Raw genomic sequence first — 22,509 nt, forward strand, 5'->3', positions numbered from 1 at the left:
GACTGTCGTGAAGGGTTGAAGTAATGGGTCGTCTTTTCGGCACCGACGGAGTGCGCGGATTGGCCAATCGTGAGCTGACTCCCGAGCTGGCGTTGAGCCTCGGAAACGCAGCCGCACACGTGCTCGCTGACTCTCGAAGCAGCTCGGACAGTGTGACGGCTGCACGGCCCGTGGCCGTCGTCGGCCGCGACCCACGCGCGAGCGGCGAGATGCTCGAAGCGGCAGTCACCGCCGGGCTCACTGCAGCCGGCGTCGACGTTCTGCGCGTCGGGGTTCTGCCGACCCCTGCCGTCGCCTTCCTGACCGACGCATACGACGCCGCTCTCGGCGTGATGATCTCCGCGTCGCACAACGCCATGCCGGACAACGGCATCAAGATTTTCGCCGGCGGCGGCCACAAGCTGGACGACACCATCGAAGATCGCATCGAACAACAGATGAGCGTCACCGGTGCCCGGCCCGTCGGCGCCGACATCGGACGTGTCCGCACGGCCGACGACGCACTCGACCTGTATTTGAAGCACCTCGGCGGCTCGGTCGGGACATCCCTGGCCGGCATCACCGTCGTCGTCGACTGCGCACACGGCGCCGCCTCCGTCGCGGCGCCCGAGGCGTACCGGGCAGCCGGTGCCACCGTGATCGCGATCAACGCAGATCCCGACGGCATCAACATCAACGACGGGTGCGGATCGACGCACCTCGACGTCCTGCAGCGCGCCGTCCTCGAGCACGGAGCCGATCTCGGCCTGGCGCACGACGGCGACGCGGACCGCTGCCTGGCCGTCGACGCCGCCGGCGCCATCGTGGACGGCGACGCCATCATGGCCCTCCTCGCTCTGGCCATGCGCGATGCGGGTCAGCTCGCCGAGAACACGCTGGTGGCGACCGTCATGAGCAACCTGGGGCTGCACATCGCGATGCGCGAGCAGGGAATCACGTTGCGCACCACGGCAGTCGGGGATCGCTACGTCCTCGAAGAGCTCCGCGCCGGAAACTTCAGTCTCGGCGGCGAACAATCGGGCCACATCGTGCTCCCGTCGTCCGGCACCACCGGCGACGGTGTGCTGACCGGACTGTCGGTGATGGCGCGCATGGCGCAGACGTCACGCTCCCTGGCCGACCTGGCGTCGGTGATGCGCACGCTGCCACAGGTTCTCGTGAACGTCACCGTCGACGACAAGGCCGCGGTGGCCGCTGCGCAGGACGTGGTGGACGCGGTCGGCGAGGCCGAGCGCGAACTGGGCGACGAAGGTCGAGTGTTGCTGCGTCCCTCCGGAACCGAGCAACTCGTGCGGGTGATGGTGGAGGCCGGCGAGCAGAGCACTGCCCGCCGGCTCGCCGACAGCATCGCTGCTGTCGTCCAATCCGTCTAGGGCAGAAGTGCTTTGAGCTTCTCCACCTGATCGACGCGACCGGCGGTATCGGCCGCCAGCGGAGTGATGTTCAGGGTGGTGGCGCCGGCCTTCTCGAACGCGACCAGCCGTTCCTTCACGAAGTCCTCGGTGCCGATCAGCGAGATCGCGCGGACGAGCTCGTCGGGAACCGCGGCCGCCGCCTCGTCCTTCTTGCCGCCCAGGTAGAGGTCCTGAATCTTCTCGGCTGCTTCCTCGTAGCCGTAGCGGACGGCGAGGTCGTTGTAGAAGTTCTTGCCCTTGGCGCCCATGCCGCCGATGTAGAGGGCCAGATGCGGCTTGATCCACGGCAGGTACTGATCGGCGTCGGCGCCGATGGCCACCGACGGGCTGGCGAACACGTCGAGCGGCGGCAGCGACGAATCGCGCTTGGCATTGCCTGTTTCGAGGGACTCGCCCCACACCGTGTGCGCCTTCTCGGGGTGGAAGAAGATGGGCTGCCACCCTTCCGCGATCTCGGCGGTCAAGGCCACGTTCTTCGGCCCGATCGCGGCGATCACGATCGGAATCTTCTCGCGCACAGGGTGATTGATGAGCTTGAGCGGCTTGCCCAGTCCGGTTCCCTTGTCCGCGGGAAGCGGCACCTGGTAGTACTTGCCGTCGTACTGCACTTTCTCGCGGCGCCAGACCTGGCGGCAGATGTCGACGATCTCGCGGGTGCGCCCGAGCGGAGCGTCGTACTTCACGCCGTGGAAACCCTCGATGACCTGCGGTCCCGACGCTCCGAGGCCGAGGGTGAAGCGGCCGCCCGAGACGTAGTCCAGGCCCGCGGCCGTCATCGCGACGAGCGACGGTGTACGGGTGTAGATCTGGAAAATTCCGGAGGCGATACCGATGGTGGACGTCTTGGCCGCGAGGTAACCGAGCTGGCTCACCGCGTCGAAGGAGTACGCCTCGGGCACGAAGATGATGTCCAGACCGGCCGCTTCGAGCTGGCCCACCTCGGCGACGGTCTCCTCGAAGCCTCCCGAGTAGTTGAGCATCATTCCGATTCGCATGAGTTCTCCCGGGGTGGTTTGGGGCGGCGGCAGTCGTTTTGCAAGGTATCAGCGAGGAGTGCGAGCGGAACCGATGCCCCGTACGCTGCGTCCAATCCGTGGGGGGATTCATGAATGGCTCAGAGCCGGGTAATGGGCACACTGCGTCGATCGGTGTCGAGCGAGACGGCGCGCTTGCTGCCGCGGGGATTCAGGGTCGCAGCGGTGTGTCGCTCTCGGGCGTCGCCGCGTCCGTCGGGCGGTGCTTCCACCGATCGGCGGTGGGCGGTCGCTACGCCGACCTCGGCAGCGCGCTGGCCACGGGCATCGAATCGGCGAGCGCGTCGATCGGGCGGTGGTCCGGGGCGTCCGGGGCGGTGGCCGACGCCGTGCGCGCGAGCGTTCGGGCTTCGGACGACGTCGACCAGCACACTGCCGGTGTGATCGGACGGGCCGACGCGTGATCGACGACGCCCTCGAGCGAGGCGCGCCCGGTCTCGAGTTCTTCGACCGCTTCCTGGAACCCGCGAACGCCGGTCTCGGCGTCACCTCGGGCGACCTTTCGAGGCGCTACCACGAACAATGCGACGTCGACACGGACGCGCTGGCGGCAGCGGCCGAGTCCCTGCGGGTGTCGGCCCGTGACCTCGTCGCGGTGCTGGCCGAGCAGCGCGCCGCGCGGTCGCGTCTCGCGGACAATTGGTCGGGAAGTGCTGCCGACGCCGCGTTGACCACGATCGACGCTCAGCTCGCGCAGGCAGAGACGGACGTCGCCGCGCTCCGTTCGGCTGCCGACGGCCTTGCCGCTGCTGCAGCGGCCATCGAGTTGCTGGTGACCGACAAAGCCGCAACCGCCGAGACGTTCGGCCGACTCGACGTCGACGGCCGCTCGGGAGAGCAGATCGACGTGATTCTCGCCGTGGCACGCCGCTCACCCGATGCGACGCCGGACCAACTGCTGTCGATCGCTGCCTTCCATCCGGAGGCCGCTCCGGCCGCAGCCGAGTCGGATCCGACCGCACTGGAGGCGTTGTCGACGCAATGCGCGTCGTGGGTCGACGGCGTGTTCGTCCCCGCGGTTCGCGAGCGGGTGTCTGCGTTCGTCGATCTGTGTACGGCCACGGACGTTGCGGTACGCGGCGTTCTCACAGTCGCGGCGGCGGCGTTCGAGCCGTTCGCGCAGTCGCAGTACCCCGCACCCGCCGGCGCACAGCAGTGCGGGTGTACGCCTGCGGACTCGGCTCCTGCATTCGACAACGCCGATCGGCTGGTGCGCACCGTCGTGGACGTGGTTCGCGAGGTGATCGCAGCCGATGTCCGAGACTCCGGGGATACGTCTGCCATCGCCGAGTCGGGAGGGACCGAAACACCTCTGCCCACAACGCCTTCCGGTCCGTCTCCGGAGGTCGCGCATCTCGTGGCCGATGTCGGCGACCACGACATTCGGATCGCGTTGTCCGCGGACGGAACGATCGGTGTCGATGTCACCGACACCGAGCACGACGAGCCGGACTGCACGGACGGTGCCGACGAACCGGCTGCTCGATCCGAGCCCGACGTTCCGGGTCCAGAGCAACCCGCGAGCGCGGTTGTCGACACACCGACCACCGACTCGCCTGCGCCCGAATCGCTCGAGTCCGAACCGGTTCCGCAGCCCGAGCCGATTACACAGCCCGACCCGGTTCCTCAGCCCGACCCGACTTCACCGACCGACGAGGCGGACGAGACGCCACCCGTCAGCGCGCCGGAGCCGGAGCCGGAACCGGAGCCGGAACCGGAGCCGGCACTCGAGTCCACAGACCCGTCACCGAACGAGGTGGCGCCGCCCGTCCTTGCCGAGGCGGGTGGACTGTGACCGACCCGGTCCGGAACATCGACGCGATCGTTGCCGGTCATCGGAAGACGTTGGCGGACATCCGCAGTCGTGTTCAGGCGATCGACGGGCGGTCGTGCCGATCACATGACGACGAACCGCGGACGGTGACGCCGCCGCGCATGGGACGAATCATGCAGCGCGTCAACGACGTCGAGTTGCAGGCACCGCCGCCGGCACCGGAGCAGACGGACGGTCAGCGACCGAGAAGCTGGCTCACCTGACGGACGCCGCTCTTCTGCGGGGGAGCGGGCATGGGCTCGGACGGATCGATCACCGTCGTCTTCTTGATCTCGGCTTCGGCGTCGGAGAACTCGGAGTACGTGTCGTCGCCCGTGAGGTGGAAGAGAAGGAAGCCGGTGAGGAGCGCCCGGACGGTCTTGGACGTCTTCTTCTCGAAGTCACCGCCCACGCCGATCTTGCCGAGCAAGCGGCGACCCTCCACCATGCCGTCCCGGGACGACTTGGCAACGCTACGCAGAACGGCGTGCCCGCCGAAGGACGCGGTGAGTTCGACCGGATCCGACGCCATGGACACCAGTTCGAGCGGGCTACCGACCACCAGGGCCGGCGCCGTGATGCCGCCTGCGACGGATTCGGCCGTCGGCGCGGTGGGAGCGGGGAAGAGGGAGGCCACTGCGGCGATCTCGGGGCGCCGGGCTGCTGCGAGCACGGCCACACCGCCGCCCATGCCGTGGCCGATGACGCCGAGTCGGTCGGAGCGCACAGAGATCTGGCCGGGGCCCAAACGCACGCCGGTGCAGATGTCGAGGGCGACGCTCAGGTCGTTCGCGAACCCGATGTGTGACGGAATCGGCCCGCGTTCGGTGCCGGGAGCGGCGACGACGATGCCCCACGAGGCGAGGTGTCGCAGCGTCTTGTCGTAGTTGGCGGGCCCGGTCAGCCACCCGTGCGCGAAGGCCACCGCAGGCAGGTTCAGGCCCTCGGCGGGTGTGTATACGACGCCCGGCAGACCGGCGAGTGCGAGGTCTCCGCGCAGAACACGGTGCGGTCCCGGCTTGGACAGGTCGGAAACCAACTTCTTCGTATTCGGCACGCTTATGACCGTATCGGATTGCCCAGTAGGCTGACGCGCATGTGTGGAATCGTCGGGTACGTCGGCCATCGGCAAGCACTGCCAGTCGTTGTGGAGGCGCTGCGGCGGATGGAGTACCGCGGATACGACTCCGCCGGGGTCGCCATTCTGGACGGTTCGGGTCATACGGCCGTCGAGCGCAAGGCAGGTCGGCTCGCCAATCTGGAAGCGGAACTCGACGAGATCGGACGCGAGACCTTCACCGGCACCTCCGGCATGGGCCATACCCGCTGGGCCACCCACGGACGACCCACCGACCGCAACGCGCACCCGCATCGCGACGTCAGCGGCGCGGTGTCCGTCGTGCACAACGGCATCATCGAGAACTTCGCCCCGCTGCGCGCCGAACTCGAAGCCGCGGGTGTCGAATTCACCTCCGACACCGATACCGAAGCAGCCGTGCACCTTGTCGCGCGCGCCTACGCGGACGGGCCGACCGCCGGTGATTTCGTCGCCAGTGCGCTGTCGGTTCTGCAGCGACTCGACGGCGCGTTCACCCTGGTGTTCACGCACTCGGATCATCCGGATACCATCGTCGCGGCGCGGCGTTCGACCCCGCTCGTCGTCGGCGTCGGTGAGAACGAGATGTTCGTGGGATCCGACGTCGCGGCCTTCATCGAGCACACCCGCGACGCGGTGGAGCTCGGTCAGGATCAGGTCGTGGTGATCACCTCGGCCGGCTACGACATCATGAACTTCGACGGCACCCCGGCCGAGGGGCGCCCGTTCCGCATCGACTGGGACCTCGCGGCTGCCGAGAAGGGCGGCCACGACTACTTCATGCTCAAGGAGATCCAGGAGCAGCCGACGGCCGTCGCCGACACGCTCCTCGGACACTTCACCGGCGGCAAGATCGTCCTGGACGAGCAGCGGTTGTCCGATCAGGAACTGCGCGACGTCGACAAGGTCTTCGTGGTCGCGTGCGGAAGCGCCTACCACTCGGGGCTGCTGGCGAAGTACGCGATCGAGCACTGGACCCGGCTGCCCGTCGAGGTCGAGCTGGCGAGCGAGTTCCGCTACCGCGACCCGGTCCTGGACCGCTCGACCCTCGTCGTCGCGATCTCGCAGTCGGGCGAGACGGCCGACACGCTCGAGGCCGTGCGCCACGCGAAGGACCAGAAGGCGCGCGTGCTGGCCGTCTGCAACACCAACGGCGCGCAGATCCCGCGCGAGGCGGACGCCGTTCTCTACACGCGAGCGGGACCGGAGATCGGCGTCGCGTCCACCAAGGCGTTCCTGGCTCAGGTCACGGCGAACTTCCTGGTGGGACTGGCGCTGGCGCAGGCGCGCGGCACGAAGTACCCGGACGAGGTGGCCCGCGAGTACGCCGACCTCGAGGCCATGCCCGCGATGGTCGAGCGCGTGCTCGAATCCGTCGAGCCGGTGCGTGCGCTGGCGCGTGAGCTCGCGTCGTCGCCCACGGTCCTGTTCCTGGGCAGGCACGTCGGCTACCCGGTGGCGCTCGAAGGCGCGCTCAAGCTGAAGGAACTCGCGTACATGCATGCGGAGGGCTTCGCTGCGGGCGAGCTCAAGCACGGACCGATCGCCCTCATCGAGGACGGTCTTCCGGTGATCATCGTGATGCCCTCACCGAAGGGCCGGGCGGTGCTGCATTCCAAGCTGCTGAGCAACATTCGCGAAATTCAGGCTCGTGGTGCGCGGACGGTCGTCATCGCGGAGGAGGGCGACGAGGCAGTGCGTCCCTTCGCCGACCACCTCATCGAAATACCCTCTGCGCCAACGCTCTTTCAGCCGTTGCTCTCGACCGTTCCGCTTCAGGTGTTCGCGGCGGAAGTTGCGCAGGCCCGTGGGTACGACGTCGACAAGCCCCGAAACCTGGCCAAGTCGGTCACCGTCGAATAGGTCGACGCTCAGCCGACGGGCCGGACGATGACCACGCCGGTCATGTCGGGGTGGACGGTGCAGACGTAGTTGTACGTGCCGGGGTCGGGGAACGTCGCGCTGAACTGCCCGGAGGAGATCAACGGGCTGTGAATCAACGACGACGCGTTGCCCTCGCCGATCACGTTGTGGGCCACCCCGCGATCGTCGAAGAACCAGGTGACGGTCTCGCCTGCGTCGATCGTGACCGAACCCGGTGAGTAGGTCATGTTCGACACGGTGACCACGTTGGGGCCGGACGGCTTCTCCGCCTGCGCGGACGATGATTCGGAGCATGCGGTGACGGTCAGGGCCAGTGAGGCCACCGCCAGCATCGGTAGGAGACGGCGGTGCATTTCTCCACAGTAGCGCCGCTTCCTCTAGCGTGACTGTGTGCTGAACTACTACACCGCCGACGAGGTCCGCGCCGCGGAGGCGCCGCTGATCGACGCGCTCCCCGAGGGGGTGCCGATGCGCCGCGCCGCACACGGTTTGGCGGCAGTGATCGCATCCGAATTGCGTTCCGTCGCAGGCGGAGTGAACGGACGGCGAGTCGGAATGCTCGTCGGCTCGGGAGACAACGGCGGCGATGCGCTCTGGGCGGGAGCGGCGTTGCGGCGCCGCGGTGTCGCCGTGGACGCGGTGCTCCTCGCACCCGATCGAGCGCACCCGGCGGGGCTCGCGGCGTACCGGCGGGCGGGTGGCCGCGTCGTCGCCGAATTGACCTCACCGGACCTCGTCGTGGACGCGATCGTCGGACTGTCCGGACGCGGTTCGCTTCGGCCCGACGCGGCCCGCCGGGTCGACGAGATCACCGCTCCCATCGTGGCCGTGGACCTTCCGTCGGGCGTGGACCCCGACACCGGCGCCGTCGACGGACCGGCGGTCACCGCCGCGGTCACGGTGACCTTCGGAGCACTCAAGCCGGTTCATGTTCTCGCCGGCGATCGTTGTGGCCGAACGGTTCTGGTGCCCATCGGTCTCGACCTGGCCCCGTCGACGATCACCGCGTTCACCGACGACGAGGTCGGCGCGCTGTGGCCCGTCCCCGGGCCGAACGACGACAAGTACACCCAGGGCGTCGTCGGCATCGTGGCCGGGAGCGACGTCTTTCCCGGCGCGGCGGTGCTGTGCGTCGGGGCGGCGACCACGGCGACGTCCGGCATGGTGCGGTACGTCGGGACAGGACGCCACGACGTGCTGGCGCACTGGCCCGAGGTCGTCGCCACCGAGAACTTCGAGGACGCCGGCCGCGTGCAGGCATGGGTGATGGGTCCCGGTGCCGGTACCGACGCGCAGGCTCTGGGGACGCTCCGATCGGTCCTGGCGACGGACGTGCCGGTACTCGTCGACGCCGACGGGCTTACTCTGCTGGCCGAGCACCCGGATCTGGTTCGAGGTCGAGCGGCAACGACCGTGCTGACGCCGCACGCCGGCGAGTTCGAGCGACTGACGGGGTCGTCGCCCGACCCCGACCGAATCGCCGCGACGCGCCGGTTGGCCGCGGACTGGGGTGTCACGGTGCTGCTGAAAGGGCGAGCGACCGTCGTTGCGGACCCGGACGGACAGGTCAGCGTGAACGATGCGGGATCCTCCTGGGCGTCGACCGCCGGGTCCGGGGACGTCCTGTCGGGAATGCTCGGCGCCCTGCTCGCGGCGGGTCTGCAGCCGAGAACCGCCGCGGCGGCCGCTGCGCGCGCCCACGCGGTGGCGGCCGCTCTCGCCGCGGACGGCGCACCCGTCTCGGCAAGCCCCCTGCTGCAGGCCGTGCGCCCGGCCATCAGGTCGCTGAGGCACAATCGGTAGCCGTGGACCTTGCTCAGACGACCCGCCGTCCGCAGGCCGAGGCGCAGATCGACACCGCTGCGATCGCCCACAATGCCCGGATCCTGGTCGAGGCGGCCGCCGGCGCCGCGGTGATGGCCGTGGTCAAAGCCGACGGCTACAACCACGGGGCCGTCGAAGTTGCACGTGCCGCGCTGGCCGCCGGCGTCTCCGAGCTCGGGGTGACCACCGTCGCCGAGGCACTCACATTGCGTCGCGCGGGAATCGATGCTCCCGTTCTGGCCTGGTTGCATTCGGTGGACACCGATTTCGACGCGGCGGTCCGCGCCGGCGTCGAGCTCGGCATCTCCTCGCACACCCACCTCCAAGCGATCGTCGCCGCGGCGCGCCGCGTGGGCACGACGGCGACGGTGTCGGTCAAGGTCGACACCGGGTTGAACCGCAACGGCGTCGGTCCCACCGAGCTCGATGCTCTCTACGCGGAGCTGGCCTCCGCCGTCGCCGAGGGCTCGGTGACCTTGCGGGCGCTGTTCTCGCACCTCGCGTGCTCGGACGTTCCGGATCACCCCGTCAACGATGCGCAGAAGGCGCGGTTCGACGATGCAATCGCGCGGGCGCGGCGAGTCGGCCTCGAACCGACCGTGTTGCACCTGGCCAACTCGGCCGCCGCGCTGACTCGTCCGGACCTGCGCTACGACATGGTGCGTCCCGGCATCGCTCTGTACGGCCTCTCACCCGTTCCCGCCCTCGGTACGTTCGGCCTGCGCCCCGCCATGACGCTCAAAGCGCGTGTGGCACTGGTCAAACCGGTGGCGGCGGGGGAGGGCGTGTCGTACGGGCATCTGTGGGTCGCACCGATCGACACCACCGTGGCACTGGTCCCCGTGGGATACGCCGACGGAGTGCCGCGCACCCTGACCGGCAAATTCGACGTGACGGTGAACGGAGTTCGTTACCCGAGTGTGGGCCGCGTCTGCATGGACCAGATCATGGTCAACCTGGGGCCGGGCCCCACCGACGTCCGCGAGGGAGACGAGGCCTACCTCTTCGGGCCCGGTGACGCCGGCGAGCCGCACGCTCAGGAGTGGGCGGATGCGCTCGGCACCATCCACTACGAGGTGGTCACGGGTGTCCGCGGGCGGGTCGAACGCACCTACGTCGGAGGCGCGTCGTGACGGACGGCGGCCGGTCGGGGAGCAACTGGGCGGGACTGATCGGTGGTGTGGCGAGCGTTGCTGCGGTCGGTGCGGCGGCCGGGGTGACCGCGCTGCGGCGCTCCGTGCGTCGTCGCGGCCCGGATCCGTTGATGCGCGAGGACTTCACGCTGATGAACGTCGACCGGGGCAGCATCGTCGCGGCCGACGACGGTGTCCCGCTGGCGGTCCGCGAAGTCGGTCCGAAGAAGGCGCCGCTGACGGTGGTGTTCGTGCACGGGTACTGCTTGCGGATGGAGAGCTGGCACTTTCAGCGCCGCGAACTCGAGCATCGGTGGGGCCAGGACGTTCGCATGGTGTTCTACGACCAGAGAGGACACGGTCGGTCCGGTCGCGGCCGCGCGCAGTCGTGCACCATCACTCAACTCGGCGCCGATCTGGCCGCCGTCATCCGAGCGGTGGCGCCGACGGGTCCGGTTGTGATCGTCGGGCACTCCATGGGCGGCATGACCGTGCTGGCCGCCGCCGGGCAGTTTCCGGATCTGTTCGCCGAGCGGGTCGTCGGCGTCGGGCTGCTGTCGACCACGGCGGCCGGTCTGGCGCAGACCGGTCTCGGGCGCAACCTCGAGAACCCGGCTGTCGACGCCTTCCGCCTCGCGGTGCGGACCGCGCCCGGCGTCGTCCAGTTCGGCCGAGGAGTGGTGCGTTCGCTGATCTCGCCGGTGCTGCTCGCCGCGTCGTACGGAACCGACGTGAGCCCTGCGCTTGTGCAGTTCTCGGAGTCGATGATCAACGACATGTCCGTGGTGACGATGGTCAACTTCCTGAAGTCCTTGGAGTTGCACGACGAGACGGATTCGCTTGCGGTCCTGGTGGACACCCCCGCGCTCGTGCTGTGCGGTGACGACGACTGGGTCATTCCGTTCCGCAAGTCCGAGGAATTGGCCGACGGGTTGCCGCTGGCGGAGATCGTCCGCGTCCGCCGGGGTGGGCATCTCGTGCAGCTCGAGTTCGCATCCGAGGTGAACGACGCGATCGATCGGCTCGTCTCTCGCGCCCGCGCCCACCACGGACCTGGATCGCGTCGCGGTGCGGCGGATCCGAGGAGGCGCACCGTTGGCTGAACTCACCCTGCCCACCGTCGAGGACACGGAGGCACTCGGCGAGTCGTTGGCGCAGCAATTGAGCGCCGGCGATCTCGTCGTTCTGGACGGTCCACTGGGAGCCGGAAAGACAGCGCTGACCCGCGGCATCGCGCGCGGCCTCGGTGTCCGCGGCCGAGTCACCTCGCCGACGTTCATGATTGCGCGCACCCACGCACCGGGCGAGCGTCCGGCGGGAGGCACGTCCGTCGGCTTGGTGCACGTCGACGCGTACCGCCTCGGCACCACCGGGGGTTCACCGCTCGACGAGCTCGACGCCCTCGACCTCGACACCGACCTCACCGACTCGGTCGTGGTGGTCGAATGGGGCGAGGGGCTGGCCGAGACCCTCGTCGACCGTCATCTGCTCGTCACGCTGCGGCGCCTGCCCGAGTCCGACGTCCGGAGCGCCACCTGGCGTTGGGTAGCCTGATTCACCGTGCTTGTTCTTGCCGTCGACACGTCCACGCCTGCGGTCACCGCCGGTCTGGTGCTCCTCGAGGACGGCGGATCGCACACCGTCGCGTCGCGCGTCACCGTCGATGCCCGGTTGCACGCGGAGGTCCTCACACCCCACATTCTCGAGTGTCTCGACGAGGCCGGTCGAGCCCCCAGTGATCTCGACGCGGTGGTCGTCGGGACGGGTCCCGGTCCGTTCACCGGGCTGCGGGTGGGCATGGCCACCGCCGCCGCCTTCGCCGACGCACTGAGCATTCCGGTGCACGGGGTCGGCAGCCTCGATGCCATCGCCGGTGGGGTACCGGGTGATCGACGTCTGCTGGTGGTCACCGATGCACGGCGGCGCGAGGTCTACTGGGCCCGATTCGAAGGCGGAGTGCGGGTCAGCGGACCCGATGTGGGCGCGCCGAGCAGCGTCGACACCTCGGGATGTGACGCCGTCGCGGGGTCGCCGCAGCACGTCGATCTCTTCGATCTCCCCGTCGAGCCCGTGGAGAGTCCGTCGCCGCGCAGCCTCGTCATGCTGGCCGCCGACGCCCTGTTGCGTGGGGATACTCCAGATCCGCTTGTGCCGCAGTATCTTCGGCGTCCCGATGCCGTCGCGACGGCGGATCGGAAACGATGACGTACGCGGTCGAGCCGATGACCCGTGCCGACGCGCCGCGGTGCGCCGAGCTCGAGACCATCCTGTTTCCGGGCGACGATCCGTGGACGGTCGACGCCTTCCTCGCCGAATTGTCCACGCCGCACAATCGCTACGTGGTCGTGCGCGGTGACGACGGTGTCGCGGTGGGCTACGCCGGCGTGTCGCTGCTCGGATCACCCGATGGCGCAGGCGAATCCGAGGTGCACACCATCGGGGTCGATCCGCAGGTGCAGCGGCAGGGGATCGGCGGGTTGCTGCTCGATGCGCTTCTGGACGTCGCGGACCGGCACGGCGGACCGGTGTTCCTCGAGGTCCGCACCGACAACGACGCGGCCATCGAGCTGTATCGACGTGAGGGGTTCGAGATCGTGGGAACACGCAAGGGCTACTACCGGCCCAGTGGAGCGGACGCGTACAGCATGGTGCGCCGGACAGGTGGTGGCTCGTGATCGTCATGGGAATCGAAAGCTCCTGCGACGAAACAGGAGTCGGCATCGTTCGGTACCACGAGTCCGGCCCCGACGCGGGAACCTGCGAAGCGTTGGCCGACGAGGTCGCGTCGAGCGTCGACGAGCACGCACGGTTCGGGGGAGTCGTGCCGGAGATCGCCTCGCGCGCGCACCTCGAAGCCATCGTGCCGACCATGCGACGCGCCGTCGCCGCCGCCGGGATCGACAAGCCGGACGCCGTGGCCGTCACGATCGGCCCCGGCCTTGCCGGCGCGCTGCTGGTGGGCGTGGCTGCGGCCAAGGCGTACGCCGCGGCGTGGGGCGTTCCGTTCTACGCGGTCAACCACCTCGGTGGGCACGTCGCCGTCGACACCCTCGAGCACGGACCGGTGCCGCCCTGCGTGGCACTGCTCGTGTCGGGCGGTCATACCCACCTGCTGCACGTCGACGACCTCGCCGCACCGATCACCGAACTGGGCAGCACCGTCGACGACGCGGCGGGCGAAGCGTTCGACAAGGTGGCTCGGTTGCTCGGATTGGGCTACCCGGGCGGTCCGGTCCTCGACAGCATCGCCCGAACCGGGGACCCCACAGCGATCGCGTTCCCTCGCGGTATGACGGGGCCGCGGGACTCGCGCTACGACTTCTCCTTCTCCGGACTCAAGACCGCGGTCGCTCGCTACGTCGAATCCGCCGAGCGCTCCGGAACCCCGGTGAACATTCCCGATGTGGCGGCGTCCTTCCAGGAGGCGGTGGCGGACGTGCTCACCATGAAAGCGATTCGCGCAGTGCAGGATCGCGGTGTGAAGACCCTCGTTCTCGGCGGCGGCGCCACGGCCAACTCGCGTATCCGCGCGCTCGCGGAAGAGCGATGCGCCGCGGCCGGAGTGACCTTGCGAGTGCCCAAGCCGCGCCTGTGCACGGACAACGGAATCATGATCGCCACCCTGGGAGCGCACATCGCCGCGTCCGGGGCGGGAGCCTCGGCGCTGTCCGCCGCGACCGATCCGGGACTGTCCGTCTCGACCAGCCAGGTCTTCGCCTGACGGCAAGAGTCCTAGCGGGTGGTCGTCTGCGTGCCGGACGGCGCAGACGACTCGGCCTGCGGGACGGGTGAGACGGGCACGGGTGACACGAGCGTCGCCCCCGGAGTGGTGATCGGCGTTTCGGGCGCCGTCGTCACGTCGGACGGATCTGTCGTCGTCGGTTCGGGGGTTGTCGTCGTCGGAGCGGGTGTGGTCGCGCTGACGTCGGGAGATGTCGTCGGCGCCGGTCGAACGCCGGGGTTGCGCGTCGACAAGCCGGTGACGTCGGTCAACCACGGCGGCAGCACGATCGTCGGCAGACCGGGCGCGGGACGAAGACTCGGCGTGGGGGTTGCGACGGCAGTGGTCGTGTCGTTCACCGGTGCGGCCGTCACCGGGTAGTCCGGATCGGCGGTCGATGCCCAGGTGTCCGATCCGCTTCCGGTCGGCCCGAGGTTCGACGTGTCGATTCCCGTGGTCGGTTGGGCCGAGGGCGTGCGCGTCGCGGGTGCGTCGCTCGCGTCGGGCGAGGCCGTGGCAGCGGGGGAGACCGTAGTGTCTTCGGTCGGCATCACGGCCTTGACTCCGTACGCCATCACGAAGGCAGCGACGGTCAGGCCGGCGGCGAGGACGCCGAGGGTGCGCAGCAGCGATCCCGCTCGGGGGCGCGTGACCGAGCGATGCACCGGGAATTCGCCGGTCGGAGACGAACGCACAAGCAGCGCTGCACCTTTCGCGAGCACTGCATCGGGCTCACCGGTACGGACGATCGGCAGGCCGAGCACATCCGAGGCAGCGTCGACGACGGCAGGCACGTGTGCGCCACCACCGATCAGTGCGACGGCGCACGGAGTGTGGCCGGAGGCGTCCACCACGGCGCGAAGGAAGGAGCGAAGCGCGGCCAGTTCGGTGTCGACGGCTGAGGTGAATTCCGCGCGGGTGACCGTGACGGGCTCGTCGGCGACGTGCTCGACGGTGACCCGGTCCGCGCTCGACAGCTGTTCCTTGGCGGTGCGCAGGCGCGCCGTGACGATGCCGCGCTCGCTCTTCGAGGTGTCGACGGGCGACGTCGCCTTCGACGCCACGATGTCGAGCAGTCGACGGTCGAACGCGTTGCCGCCGACGTCGTGTGTGCGTTGCGAGACGTGGACGGTGCCGTCGACCTGGTCGACCACGGCCACGCTGGTTCCGGACGCTCCGACGTCCGCGACGACGACATTGGTGTAGCGAGCCACCTCGCCGGTGTGACGCAGGTACGTCAGAGCCGCCGAGAGCTCGGGCACGAGCGTGATGTCGTGGTGGCGCGCGGCGACTCGGATCGCGTCGGCCTGCTGCTCGGAGCGGTAGGTGACCGCCACGGCATCGATGTCGTCGTCATCGAAGTCGTCGTCGCGGCCGATGGCGACCATGTCGATGGACGACGCCACCAGGTCGCCTACGTCCGCGTGCGCGCCGTCGGCCGTGACCGTGCGGTAGTCGAAGGTGTCGACGCCGTCGGCCGTGGTGGTGAGGAGCGCGGAGCAGACCACGTCGGAACCGGCCGAAATACCTACGGTCGTGCGCATCACTCACCCCCTCGCTGACGAAGCCCACGTCGATCCCGCGGCCGTTACGTGAATGTTATCGAAGTCGAGTGCCGTTGCGTAACGACTTCTTTCGCGCTCCGACACGTCTCGGGCGGCAGAAATCGGGATGACCAGTACGTTTCGCACCAAAAATTTGTTGGAAATTTCTTGCGCAAACGAGTCGATTCGGCGTCGTCGCCTCCGATTCGGGCGTTCGCCGCCAGCGGAACGAACAAGCAGTCGAAGATGCTTGAGTGCTGGCACTCGCATGTATAGAGTGCTAGATGGCACCGACCCGGGTCCCGGCACCCGCGACGACGGGAACCGGTCAGGAGCTTCCAGATCAAGACAGCAGCAGGCATCCGAGGACCAGCCTCGGGGCCGAGAAAAATCGTGAAAGTGGAGGGCTCATCGTGGCGAGCGTGAACATCAAGCCGCTCGAGGACAAGATCCTCGTCCAGGCCATCGAGGCCGAGACGACGACTGCCTCCGGCCTGGTCATCCCCGACACGGCCAAGGAGAAGCCCCAGGAGGGCACCGTCGTCGCCGTCGGCGAGGGACGCGTGACCGACAAGGGCCATCGCATCCCGGTCGACGTCAAAGAAGGTGACACCGTCATCTACAGCAAGTACGGCGGCACCGAGGTCAAGTACGCCGGTGAGGAGTACTTGATCCTGTCCGCACGCGACGTGCTGGCAGTCATCTCCAAGTAAGTAGTACGTCCTCCGCCCCGGTGTCCACGGACCCGGGGCGGATTGCGTTCTACCCGAAGTCTTTCCTTACCGAGGAGTTGTGCGAAGCGACATGTCCAAGCAAATCGAATTCAACGAGACTGCACGTCGCAGCCTCGAAAGGGGCGTCGACAAGCTCGCCGACGCCGTCAAGGTCACTCTCGGCCCCCGCGGCCGCCACGTGGTTCTCGCCAAGGCGTTCGGCGGCCCCACTGTCACCAACGACGGCGTGTCCATCGCGCGCGAGATCGATCTCGAAGATCCTTTCGAGAACCTGGGCGCGCAGCTCGTCAAGAGCGTGGCAACCAAGACCAACGACGTCGCCGGCGACGGAACCACCACCGCCACGGTGCTGGCTCAGGCCCTCGTCCACGCCGGCCTGAAGAACGTCGCGGCCGGTGCCAACCCCATCGCGCTCGGCGTCGGCATCAGCAAGGCCGTCGATCACGTGTCCGAGGCGCTGCTCTCGGCCGCCGTGCCCGTCGACGGCAAGAAGGCCATCTCGCAGGTGGCCACGGTGTCCTCGCGTGACGAGCTCATCGGCGAGATGGTCGGTGAGGCGCTCACCCGCGTCGGAACCGACGGCGTCGTCACGGTCGAGGAGTCCTCGACCATGGAATCCGAACTCGTCGTCACCGAAGGCGTTCAGTTCGACAAGGGCTACCTCTCGCCGTACTTCGTGACAGACGTCGACGCGCAGGAAGCCGTCCTCGAAGACGCGTACGTGCTGCTCTACCGCGACAAGATCAGCTCACTGCCGGACTTCCTTCCGCTGCTCGAGAAGATCGCCGAGTCGGGCAAGCCGGTTCTCATCATCGCCGAGGACGTCGAGGGCGAATCGCTGTCGACGCTCGTGGTCAACTCCATCCGCAAGACCGTCAAGGCCGTCGCCGTGAAGGCCCCGTTCTTCGGCGATCGTCGCAAGGCGTTCCTCGAGGATCTCGCCGTCGTGACCGCCGGCACCGTCATCACGTCCGACCTGGGCCTCACGCTCAAGGATGCGGGACTGGACCTGCTCGGCCACGCACGACGCGTCGTCGTCAGCAAGGACGAGACCACCATCGTCGACGGTGACGGAACGGACGCGGCCATCGCGGACCGCGTCTCGCAGCTCCGTCGCGAGATCGAGGCCACCGACTCCGATTGGGACCGCGAGAAGCTCGAAGAGCGTCTGGCCAAGCTGTCCGGCGGCGTCGCGGTGATCCGCGTCGGCGCAGCCACCGAGACCGACCTCAAGGAACGCAAGTTCCGCGTCGAGGATGCCGTCAACGCGGCCAAGGCAGCGGTCGAGGAGGGCATCGTCTCGGGAGGCGGCGCCGCCCTCGTGCACGCGAGCCGCGGTCTCGAAGGCGGACTCGGTCTGACCGGTGACGAAGCTGTCGGCGTGGCCGCCGTCCGCACCGCGCTGCGCGCACCGCTGTTCTGGATCGCCAGCAACGCCGGAGTCGACGGCTCGGTCGTGGTCGGCACCGTCGTCGATGCCGGCGACAACACCGGATTCGACGCGGCCACCCTCCAGTACGGAGACCTGGTGGCCGCCGGCGTCATCGATCCCGTCAAGGTGACCCGATCGGCCGTCGTCAACGCCGCATCCGTCGCGAAGATGATTCTGACCACGGAGAGCACCGTCGTCGACAAGCCCGAGGAAGTTCAGGAAGACCACGGGCACGGTCACAGCCACTGAGTCCTGTTTGCACGAAGAAAGCCCTGCCGAGGATTCTCGGCAGGGCTTTCTTCGTGTGTTCGAAACGTGCGGGTCAGGAGGCCAGGCGACGCCTGTTGTGTCGTGCGTGCATCTCGCGCTCGGTCTCCGACATGCCGCCCCAGATTCCGTAGGGCTCGCAGACGGTCAGGGCGTGGCTGCGGCACTGAGCCAGGACCGGGCAGCGCCGGCACATTTCCTTGGCGCGCATTTCTCGCTGCGCCCGCGCTCGCCCGCGCTCGCCGTCCGGGTGAAAGAACATCGAGGAGTCGACACCGCGGCACAGGCCGTTCATCTGCCAGTCCCAGATGTCGGCGTTGGGCCCCGGGAGGTGGTTCGGCTGAGGCATGAGTACTCCTAGGTGCGTGTGGAAATCCGCGTGCGTATGAAAATCCGTGTCCGTGAAACGGGAGTTCGCGAGCGTCTGGATCGTCGTCGACCGCGGACGTTTCGGGAACCTGGACCAACCGTAGGTCGTGTCCGGAAATCGAGTCAATAGTTGTTCAGGGTGGTGATTTGCATAGATCGTGATTCAAGATTTAACGAGGCCGACATTTCTTTTCGACAATTGCTGTGATTGCGGTACGTGTTGAAAAATGCGGGGGGTCACGGGACCATTGACCGGTGCAGAGCGCCGACGATTCGCCCCCGGGGTCGAGTTCGGCGCCCGTCGTCGCGACGGACGAACTGCGAATGTCCGTTTCCGCGTTGGCTTTTCGATTGGGTGTAGCTCCCTCCACGCTCAGGACGTGGGAGCGTCGCTACGGCATCGGGGCGTCGGAACACGAGTCCGGTCATCACCGCAGATACACCGCGGCCGATGTCGAACGGCTCGAATGCATGCACCGTGCGGTACGCGACGGAGCGCCCCCGGCGGAGGCCGCGCGATACGCACTTAACACAATTGCCACACGTTCGACAGATGCCGATAACATCGCGCCGCCGAAACGCGTGTGGAACCATCCTGTTAATTCGAAGAAAACAGATGATTCGAGCAGTGCGTTCGGCGCGACCGCGGACGACGAGGACGTTCGTGAGCTGGCCGAGGCGGTGCTCGCGCGGGACTCGCTGTGTATGCACCGCATCCTCGACCGCTCCATCGACGGACGCGGGGTGCCCGACACGTGGTCGGGCGTCGTCCTCCCGCTGCTTCGATGGCTCGAATCGAGCGGGGGCCCGGAGGGACCCACGCCGACGAGCGCCGAGTCCTTCTCCTACTGCGTGTCGTCCGCGATGGCGACCGCGATGGTCGACTCGCCCGTTCCCACCGACTCGCCGCGGGTGCTGCTGGTGTCACCTCCGGGTGAAACACCCGATCTCGAGATGCGCGCTCTCGCTGCGGCGCTGGCACGGGCCGCAGTGGACGTGCGGCTGCTTCCCCGAGCGGTCGGAACGGGGTCGCTGGTGTCGAGTGTCGTCGACGCTCGACCGGACGTCCTGGTCTTCTGGCTGCCGGAGCGGGAAGTGAGCGTTCTACCCTGGGTCCGTGCCATTCGACGACGTTGCACCGGTCTGCACATCCTCGTCGCAGGCCGAGGATGGACGCCCGAGACCCTTCCCCGCACGATTCCCCGCGTCGGAGGAGTGGACACGGCGTTCGATGCCGTCTACGACGCCGTCAGCTGACATCGCCTTCGGCGGACACCCCGGACACCGCGTCGTGCTCGACGCGGTGTCCGGGGTGGCCGATCCGCACGAATCCTGGCTCGCCGCCGTGGCACTGGGCGGACAGGGTCGTTACTCCGCCGCGCGCGCTGTTCTCCGGCCCCTCAGGCGTAGCCCGGACCCGATCGTGCGGTCGTTGTCGGCGAGTACCGAAGGATCGCTGTGGCGGCAGCTCGGCTGGCACCGCGCCGCGGCCGTGCACGACGGGCGCGCCCTGCTCCAGATCGCCGGCGCAGGGCACGGGAATGTCGAGGCCCGCGCGGACGCGCTCATCGGACTGGCTGCCGACTCGATCGGCGCAGGCCGCCTCGAGCGTGGCCTGGTGCTCCTGGCGCGATGCGAGCAGATGCTCGACTCGGCGGGCGACGCCCAGCGATCCCGTATTCGTCTGCAGTGGGTTCGCGCCGAGACCGCACTGGCGCAGGGCCGGTTCGACAGCGCCACCGATCACGCCGAGACGGCGGCGGAACTGAGTCGGAAGTACACCTCCGTGCGCCACTGCGTGAAGTCCGATCTTCTCGTTGCCGCGGCCCACACGGCATCCGGACGGACCGCCGCCGCGGTCCGCGATGTGCAGTCGGTCACGTCCCGTGCGGTCGAACACGGTTTGCTTCCGCTCGCGTGGGCGTCGTCGATGTTGGGTGTCGCGCTCGGAGACGAGGCGTCGAGCGGGGCCCGAGATTGGTATTGCACAACGATTTGGCAACGAGGCGGTGTTTTCCGAAGCGAATGACTCCAGGACCTACCGGTCCGGTTTGCAGCGAGGAATGGATCGCTATCCTAGTTTCTGTTCCGCTCGCGATCACGATCGCGGGGGAAGCACGCCTGCTCCGTAGGTGGTGCCACTGTAACGCGGGGACTTTTTCGGGCGATGACTGTTACGGGTGAGGGTTTGGACTCGGCCGTCGCTGCAGCTGCAGCCGGCGACCGGGGAGCTCTCTCTCTGGTGCTGGAAAGCATTCGTCCCGTGGTCGTTCGGTATTGCCGTGCGCGGGTCGGATCTGCCGAGCGAGGACAACTCTCGGCGGACGATGTGGCGCAGGAAGTCTGCATGGCAGTCATGACGGCGTTGCCTCGTTACCAGGATCAAGGTCGACCGTTCATGGCTTTCGTGTACGGCATTGCCGCACACAAGGTCGCAGATGCACATCGGAGCGCGTCCCGTAACAAATCGGAGCCGATGGCAGATGTACCGGATGTCATGTCCACGGATCAAGGGCCCGAACAAATGGCTCTCGATTCGGAGGCAGGACGCCGGATGAATGCACTGCTGGCAACTTTGCCGGAAAAGCACCGAGAAATCCTGGTGCTCCGGTTGGTTGTCGGGCTGTCGGCCGAAGAGACCGCAGCCGCCGTGGGTAGCACGGCCGGCGCAGTACGTGTGGCGCAACACCGGGCAATAGCGAAGCTGAAGAACGAAGTAGTGGGAGCAGGTGACAAGTATGGCTAGGGAAAACAACGGGTTCGGACTCGATCCCTACGCCGAGACGGGCCCGATCGACATCGCAGCAGTTCGTCGTGACGACATGCTGATCGATGCGATCGCAGGGGACGGCCCGGTCGCGACCGACAGTGCGGACGAATACCGCCTGGCCTCGTTGCTCGCCGAATGGCGAGCCGAGATCGTGTCGCCCGCCCTTCCTCAGAACCCCGACATCGACGCGGTGTGCGCAGAGTTGGACGCAGCGCTGGCTCGTCAGCAAACCAACAGTCGGACCGCGCGCCGGATGCGTTTGCTCCGCCCGATCGCCGGAGCAGCGGCAGCCGTGGCGTTCGTGATCGGCGGAGTCACCGCCATCTCGTACAACGCGATGCCCGGTGACCCGCTCTGGAAGGTCAAGGAAGTCGTCTTCACCCAGCAGGCCGATTCGACGGTCGCGCAGGTCGACAGCACGACCACCCTCCAAGATGCCGAGAAGCTGATCGCCGCCGGAGACGTGTCGACGGCCAAGGTCAAGCTGGACGAAGCCGCGCGAACCGTTCCCAACGTCGGAGATTCCTCCGAACGCGAGCAGTTGACCGACTGGTGGAACCGCCTGAGCGCCGAGCTGGAGAAGTTGCTGAGCCCGGCCCCGGCACCCGCGCCGGCTCCGAGCACGACTACGACGGCCCCGACGACCAGCGGCTCGGCGCCCACCACGACGCCGTCGTACCAGCTGCCGACTCTGCCGATCCCGTCCGAGTTGCCTCAGCTGCCGACGGATCTGCCGTCGTTCACGCTGCCGTTCCCGCTGCCCAGCCTGCCGTTCCCGCTGCCGGGTCAGGCGCCGGCACCCACATCCGAGCCGTCCGCTCAGTTGCAGGCACCGGTCGTCACCACCACCCCGGCCGCCCCGTCGTCCGCGGCGGGTCCGACCGAATAGTCGACGCGCACAACGAAAACGACCCGCACAGTGAATCTGTGCGGGTCGTTTTCGTTGTACCGGGAAAGTCAGGACTCGAAACCGTCGCCCTGCAGTGCGTCGTTCATGGATGCGTCGGCGTAACCGCGGCAGTAGTCCCATGTGACATAGGTGTCGGGAACCGGATCGTAGGCGGGCTCGTGCGGGCGCACTGTTCCGTCGACGAGCAGTTGAAGCAGGTTGGCGCGCAGCATGTCCCAGTCGTGGTAGTGGTCCTGCTGGCAGTCCTCGCAGCACACCACGAGACCGCGGACCCCGCGGTGGGCCAGCAGGGCCTCGTACACGGCGAGGTCGGCGAGGTCTTCCTCGACCGCGAGGCGTTCCTGCGGGTCGAGGGGCTGACCGGGCTCGATTGCGTCGAGAGCGGCCGAAGGGTCGGTGGGGTCGCCGGCAAACGGATCCGGCGGCAGACCTGGAGGCAGATGATCGCGCACACGACCACGGTACGCAGTGGGGGTGGGTCCGCGCCAGCGCTACGTGCGGGTAGGCCGGAGGCCGGTCGGGATGTGCGGGTAGGCCGGAGGCCGGTCGGGATATGCGGGTAG

At 68.1% G+C, this 22,509-nt stretch carries 24 protein-coding genes; 18 read left to right on the forward strand and 6 right to left on the reverse strand.

Going from position 1 to position 22,509, the window contains the following annotated elements:
• Positions 1 to 23 precede the first annotated feature (23 nt).
• Entirely contained in the window at positions 24 to 1,373 is a 1,350-nt protein-coding gene (glmM, locus tag AC59JP_RS18845; RefSeq protein WP_497327336.1) for a phosphoglucosamine mutase, read from the forward strand.
• On the opposite strand, the gene AC59JP_RS18850 is transcribed toward glmM, so the two are convergent.
• Complete coding sequence (locus AC59JP_RS18850; protein WP_497327337.1) at positions 1,370 to 2,410, reverse strand: LLM class F420-dependent oxidoreductase; 1,041 nt, start codon at positions 2,408 to 2,410, stop codon at positions 1,370 to 1,372. The two genes, glmM and AC59JP_RS18850, sit on opposite strands and share 4 nt — an antisense overlap.
• Before the next feature lie 110 nt (positions 2,411 to 2,520).
• Between AC59JP_RS18850 and AC59JP_RS18855 the strand changes: the two genes are divergently transcribed.
• From AC59JP_RS18855 to AC59JP_RS18865, 3 genes are read left to right on the forward strand one after another with little or no spacing between them, the layout of a single operon-like run.
• A complete protein-coding gene (locus AC59JP_RS18855) occupies positions 2,521 to 2,853 on the forward strand; it encodes a hypothetical protein (protein ID WP_497327338.1) in 333 nt (110 codons plus the stop codon).
• Entirely contained in the window at positions 2,850 to 4,244 is a 1,395-nt protein-coding gene (locus tag AC59JP_RS18860; protein ID WP_497327339.1) for a WXG100 family type VII secretion target, read from the forward strand. The genes AC59JP_RS18855 and AC59JP_RS18860 overlap by 4 nt, the downstream gene beginning before the upstream one ends.
• A complete protein-coding gene (locus AC59JP_RS18865; protein WP_497327340.1) occupies positions 4,241 to 4,486 on the forward strand; it encodes a hypothetical protein in 246 nt (81 codons plus the stop codon). The genes AC59JP_RS18860 and AC59JP_RS18865 overlap by 4 nt, the downstream gene beginning before the upstream one ends.
• Here AC59JP_RS18865 and AC59JP_RS18870 read toward each other — a convergent pair.
• Positions 4,459 to 5,319, reverse strand: coding sequence for a dienelactone hydrolase family protein (locus AC59JP_RS18870; protein ID WP_497327341.1), 861 nt, complete (start codon positions 5,317 to 5,319; stop codon positions 4,459 to 4,461). The two genes, AC59JP_RS18865 and AC59JP_RS18870, sit on opposite strands and share 28 nt — an antisense overlap.
• A gap of 39 nt (positions 5,320 to 5,358) precedes the next feature.
• Here AC59JP_RS18870 and glmS point away from each other — a divergent pair, with 39 nt between their 5' ends.
• Complete coding sequence (gene glmS, locus AC59JP_RS18875) at positions 5,359 to 7,221, forward strand: glutamine--fructose-6-phosphate transaminase (isomerizing) (RefSeq protein ID WP_497327342.1); 1,863 nt, start codon at positions 5,359 to 5,361, stop codon at positions 7,219 to 7,221.
• 8 nt (positions 7,222 to 7,229) lie between these two features.
• Here the strand turns inward: glmS and AC59JP_RS18880 are convergent, their stop codons facing one another.
• A complete protein-coding gene (locus AC59JP_RS18880; RefSeq protein ID WP_497327343.1) occupies positions 7,230 to 7,595 on the reverse strand; it encodes a plastocyanin/azurin family copper-binding protein in 366 nt (121 codons plus the stop codon).
• A 37-nt stretch (positions 7,596 to 7,632) separates the two neighbouring features.
• On the opposite strand from AC59JP_RS18880, the gene AC59JP_RS18885 reads away from it, so the two are divergent.
• The 7 genes from AC59JP_RS18885 to tsaD are packed head-to-tail and all read left to right on the forward strand — an operon-like array spanning position 7,633 to position 13,920.
• A complete protein-coding gene (locus AC59JP_RS18885) occupies positions 7,633 to 9,045 on the forward strand; it encodes an NAD(P)H-hydrate dehydratase (protein WP_497327344.1) in 1,413 nt (470 codons plus the stop codon).
• A 2-nt stretch (positions 9,046 to 9,047) separates the two neighbouring features.
• The gene (gene alr, locus AC59JP_RS18890) at positions 9,048 to 10,199 is read left to right on the forward strand and encodes an alanine racemase (RefSeq protein ID WP_497327345.1); all 1,152 of its coding nucleotides are present in this window, start codon (positions 9,048 to 9,050) and stop codon (positions 10,197 to 10,199) included.
• The gene (locus AC59JP_RS18895) at positions 10,196 to 11,302 is read left to right on the forward strand and encodes an alpha/beta fold hydrolase (protein ID WP_497327346.1); all 1,107 of its coding nucleotides are present in this window, start codon (positions 10,196 to 10,198) and stop codon (positions 11,300 to 11,302) included. The genes alr and AC59JP_RS18895 overlap by 4 nt, the downstream gene beginning before the upstream one ends.
• Entirely contained in the window at positions 11,295 to 11,753 is a 459-nt protein-coding gene (gene tsaE / locus AC59JP_RS18900) for a tRNA (adenosine(37)-N6)-threonylcarbamoyltransferase complex ATPase subunit type 1 TsaE (RefSeq protein ID WP_497327347.1), read from the forward strand. The genes AC59JP_RS18895 and tsaE overlap by 8 nt, the downstream gene beginning before the upstream one ends.
• A gap of 6 nt (positions 11,754 to 11,759) precedes the next feature.
• Positions 11,760 to 12,404: a tRNA (adenosine(37)-N6)-threonylcarbamoyltransferase complex dimerization subunit type 1 TsaB gene (gene tsaB, locus AC59JP_RS18905; protein WP_497327348.1), complete on the forward strand. Its 645-nt coding sequence runs from the start codon at positions 11,760 to 11,762 to the stop codon at positions 12,402 to 12,404.
• A complete protein-coding gene (rimI, locus tag AC59JP_RS18910) occupies positions 12,401 to 12,874 on the forward strand; it encodes a ribosomal protein S18-alanine N-acetyltransferase (protein WP_497327349.1) in 474 nt (157 codons plus the stop codon). The genes tsaB and rimI overlap by 4 nt, the downstream gene beginning before the upstream one ends.
• Positions 12,871 to 13,920 carry a tRNA (adenosine(37)-N6)-threonylcarbamoyltransferase complex transferase subunit TsaD gene (gene tsaD, locus AC59JP_RS18915; protein ID WP_497327350.1) on the forward strand — a complete coding sequence of 350 codons (1,050 nt, stop codon included), beginning with the start codon at positions 12,871 to 12,873 and terminating at the stop codon, positions 13,918 to 13,920. Before rimI ends, tsaD begins: the two co-directional genes overlap by 4 nt.
• 11 nt (positions 13,921 to 13,931) lie before the next feature.
• Here tsaD and AC59JP_RS18920 read toward each other — a convergent pair whose 3' ends face one another.
• Complete coding sequence (locus AC59JP_RS18920; RefSeq protein WP_497327351.1) at positions 13,932 to 15,464, reverse strand: Hsp70 family protein; 1,533 nt, start codon at positions 15,462 to 15,464, stop codon at positions 13,932 to 13,934.
• A gap of 413 nt (positions 15,465 to 15,877) precedes the next feature.
• Here AC59JP_RS18920 and groES point away from each other — a divergent pair, with 413 nt between their 5' ends.
• Together groES and groL are read left to right on the forward strand one after the other, a co-directional pair.
• Complete coding sequence (groES, locus tag AC59JP_RS18925) at positions 15,878 to 16,177, forward strand: co-chaperone GroES (RefSeq protein WP_188545650.1); 300 nt, start codon at positions 15,878 to 15,880, stop codon at positions 16,175 to 16,177.
• Between the two features lie 91 nt (positions 16,178 to 16,268).
• Positions 16,269 to 17,879 carry a chaperonin GroEL gene (groL, locus tag AC59JP_RS18930; RefSeq protein WP_497327352.1) on the forward strand — a complete coding sequence of 537 codons (1,611 nt, stop codon included), beginning with the start codon at positions 16,269 to 16,271 and terminating at the stop codon, positions 17,877 to 17,879.
• Positions 17,880 to 17,952: 73 nt separating this feature from the next.
• Here the strand turns inward: groL and AC59JP_RS18935 are convergent, their stop codons facing one another.
• Positions 17,953 to 18,246: a WhiB family transcriptional regulator gene (locus tag AC59JP_RS18935; protein WP_188545648.1), complete on the reverse strand. Its 294-nt coding sequence runs from the start codon at positions 18,244 to 18,246 to the stop codon at positions 17,953 to 17,955.
• Positions 18,247 to 18,521: 275 nt separating this feature from the next.
• Between AC59JP_RS18935 and AC59JP_RS18940 the strand changes: the two genes are divergently transcribed.
• The 4 genes from AC59JP_RS18940 to AC59JP_RS18955 all read left to right on the forward strand — a co-directional run bounded on the left by AC59JP_RS18940 (position 18,522) and on the right by AC59JP_RS18955 (position 21,925).
• A complete protein-coding gene (locus AC59JP_RS18940) occupies positions 18,522 to 19,523 on the forward strand; it encodes a MerR family transcriptional regulator (protein ID WP_497327353.1) in 1,002 nt (333 codons plus the stop codon).
• Positions 19,498 to 20,295, forward strand: coding sequence for a tetratricopeptide repeat protein (locus tag AC59JP_RS18945; protein ID WP_497327354.1), 798 nt, complete (start codon positions 19,498 to 19,500; stop codon positions 20,293 to 20,295). Before AC59JP_RS18940 ends, AC59JP_RS18945 begins: the two co-directional genes overlap by 26 nt.
• 138 nt (positions 20,296 to 20,433) lie before the next feature.
• Complete coding sequence (locus tag AC59JP_RS18950) at positions 20,434 to 21,012, forward strand: sigma-70 family RNA polymerase sigma factor (RefSeq protein WP_497327355.1); 579 nt, start codon at positions 20,434 to 20,436, stop codon at positions 21,010 to 21,012.
• A complete protein-coding gene (locus AC59JP_RS18955) occupies positions 21,005 to 21,925 on the forward strand; it encodes an anti-sigma-D factor RsdA (protein WP_497327356.1) in 921 nt (306 codons plus the stop codon). Before AC59JP_RS18950 ends, AC59JP_RS18955 begins: the two co-directional genes overlap by 8 nt.
• Positions 21,926 to 21,993: 68 nt before the next feature.
• Here AC59JP_RS18955 and AC59JP_RS18960 read toward each other — a convergent pair whose 3' ends face one another.
• Positions 21,994 to 22,398, reverse strand: coding sequence for a DUF5319 domain-containing protein (locus tag AC59JP_RS18960; RefSeq protein WP_497327357.1), 405 nt, complete (start codon positions 22,396 to 22,398; stop codon positions 21,994 to 21,996).
• Between the last annotated feature and the right edge of the window lie 111 nt (positions 22,399 to 22,509).

It is taken from the genome of Rhodococcus sp. 320_ES (genome assembly GCF_059691855.1).

Coding starts and splice junctions, on each gene's coding strand:
- AC59JP_RS18950 (WP_497327355.1), top strand. CDS start 20,434: ATGACTGTTACGGGTGAGGGTTTGGACTCGGCCGTCGCTGCAGCTGCA.
- AC59JP_RS18955 (WP_497327356.1), top strand. CDS start 21,005: ATGGCTAGGGAAAACAACGGGTTCGGACTCGATCCCTACGCCGAGACG.
- AC59JP_RS18850 (WP_497327337.1), bottom strand. CDS start 2,410: ATGCGAATCGGAATGATGCTCAACTACTCGGGAGGCTTCGAGGAGACC.
- groL (WP_497327352.1), top strand. CDS start 16,269: ATGTCCAAGCAAATCGAATTCAACGAGACTGCACGTCGCAGCCTCGAA.
- AC59JP_RS18855 (WP_497327338.1), top strand. CDS start 2,521: ATGAATGGCTCAGAGCCGGGTAATGGGCACACTGCGTCGATCGGTGTC.
- glmS (WP_497327342.1), top strand. CDS start 5,359: ATGTGTGGAATCGTCGGGTACGTCGGCCATCGGCAAGCACTGCCAGTC.
- glmM (WP_497327336.1), top strand. CDS start 24: ATGGGTCGTCTTTTCGGCACCGACGGAGTGCGCGGATTGGCCAATCGT.
- AC59JP_RS18920 (WP_497327351.1), bottom strand. CDS start 15,464: ATGCGCACGACCGTAGGTATTTCGGCCGGTTCCGACGTGGTCTGCTCC.
- rimI (WP_497327349.1), top strand. CDS start 12,401: ATGACGTACGCGGTCGAGCCGATGACCCGTGCCGACGCGCCGCGGTGC.
- AC59JP_RS18935 (WP_188545648.1), bottom strand. CDS start 18,246: ATGCCTCAGCCGAACCACCTCCCGGGGCCCAACGCCGACATCTGGGAC.
- AC59JP_RS18880 (WP_497327343.1), bottom strand. CDS start 7,595: ATGCACCGCCGTCTCCTACCGATGCTGGCGGTGGCCTCACTGGCCCTG.
- AC59JP_RS18945 (WP_497327354.1), top strand. CDS start 19,498: ATGCCGTCTACGACGCCGTCAGCTGACATCGCCTTCGGCGGACACCCC.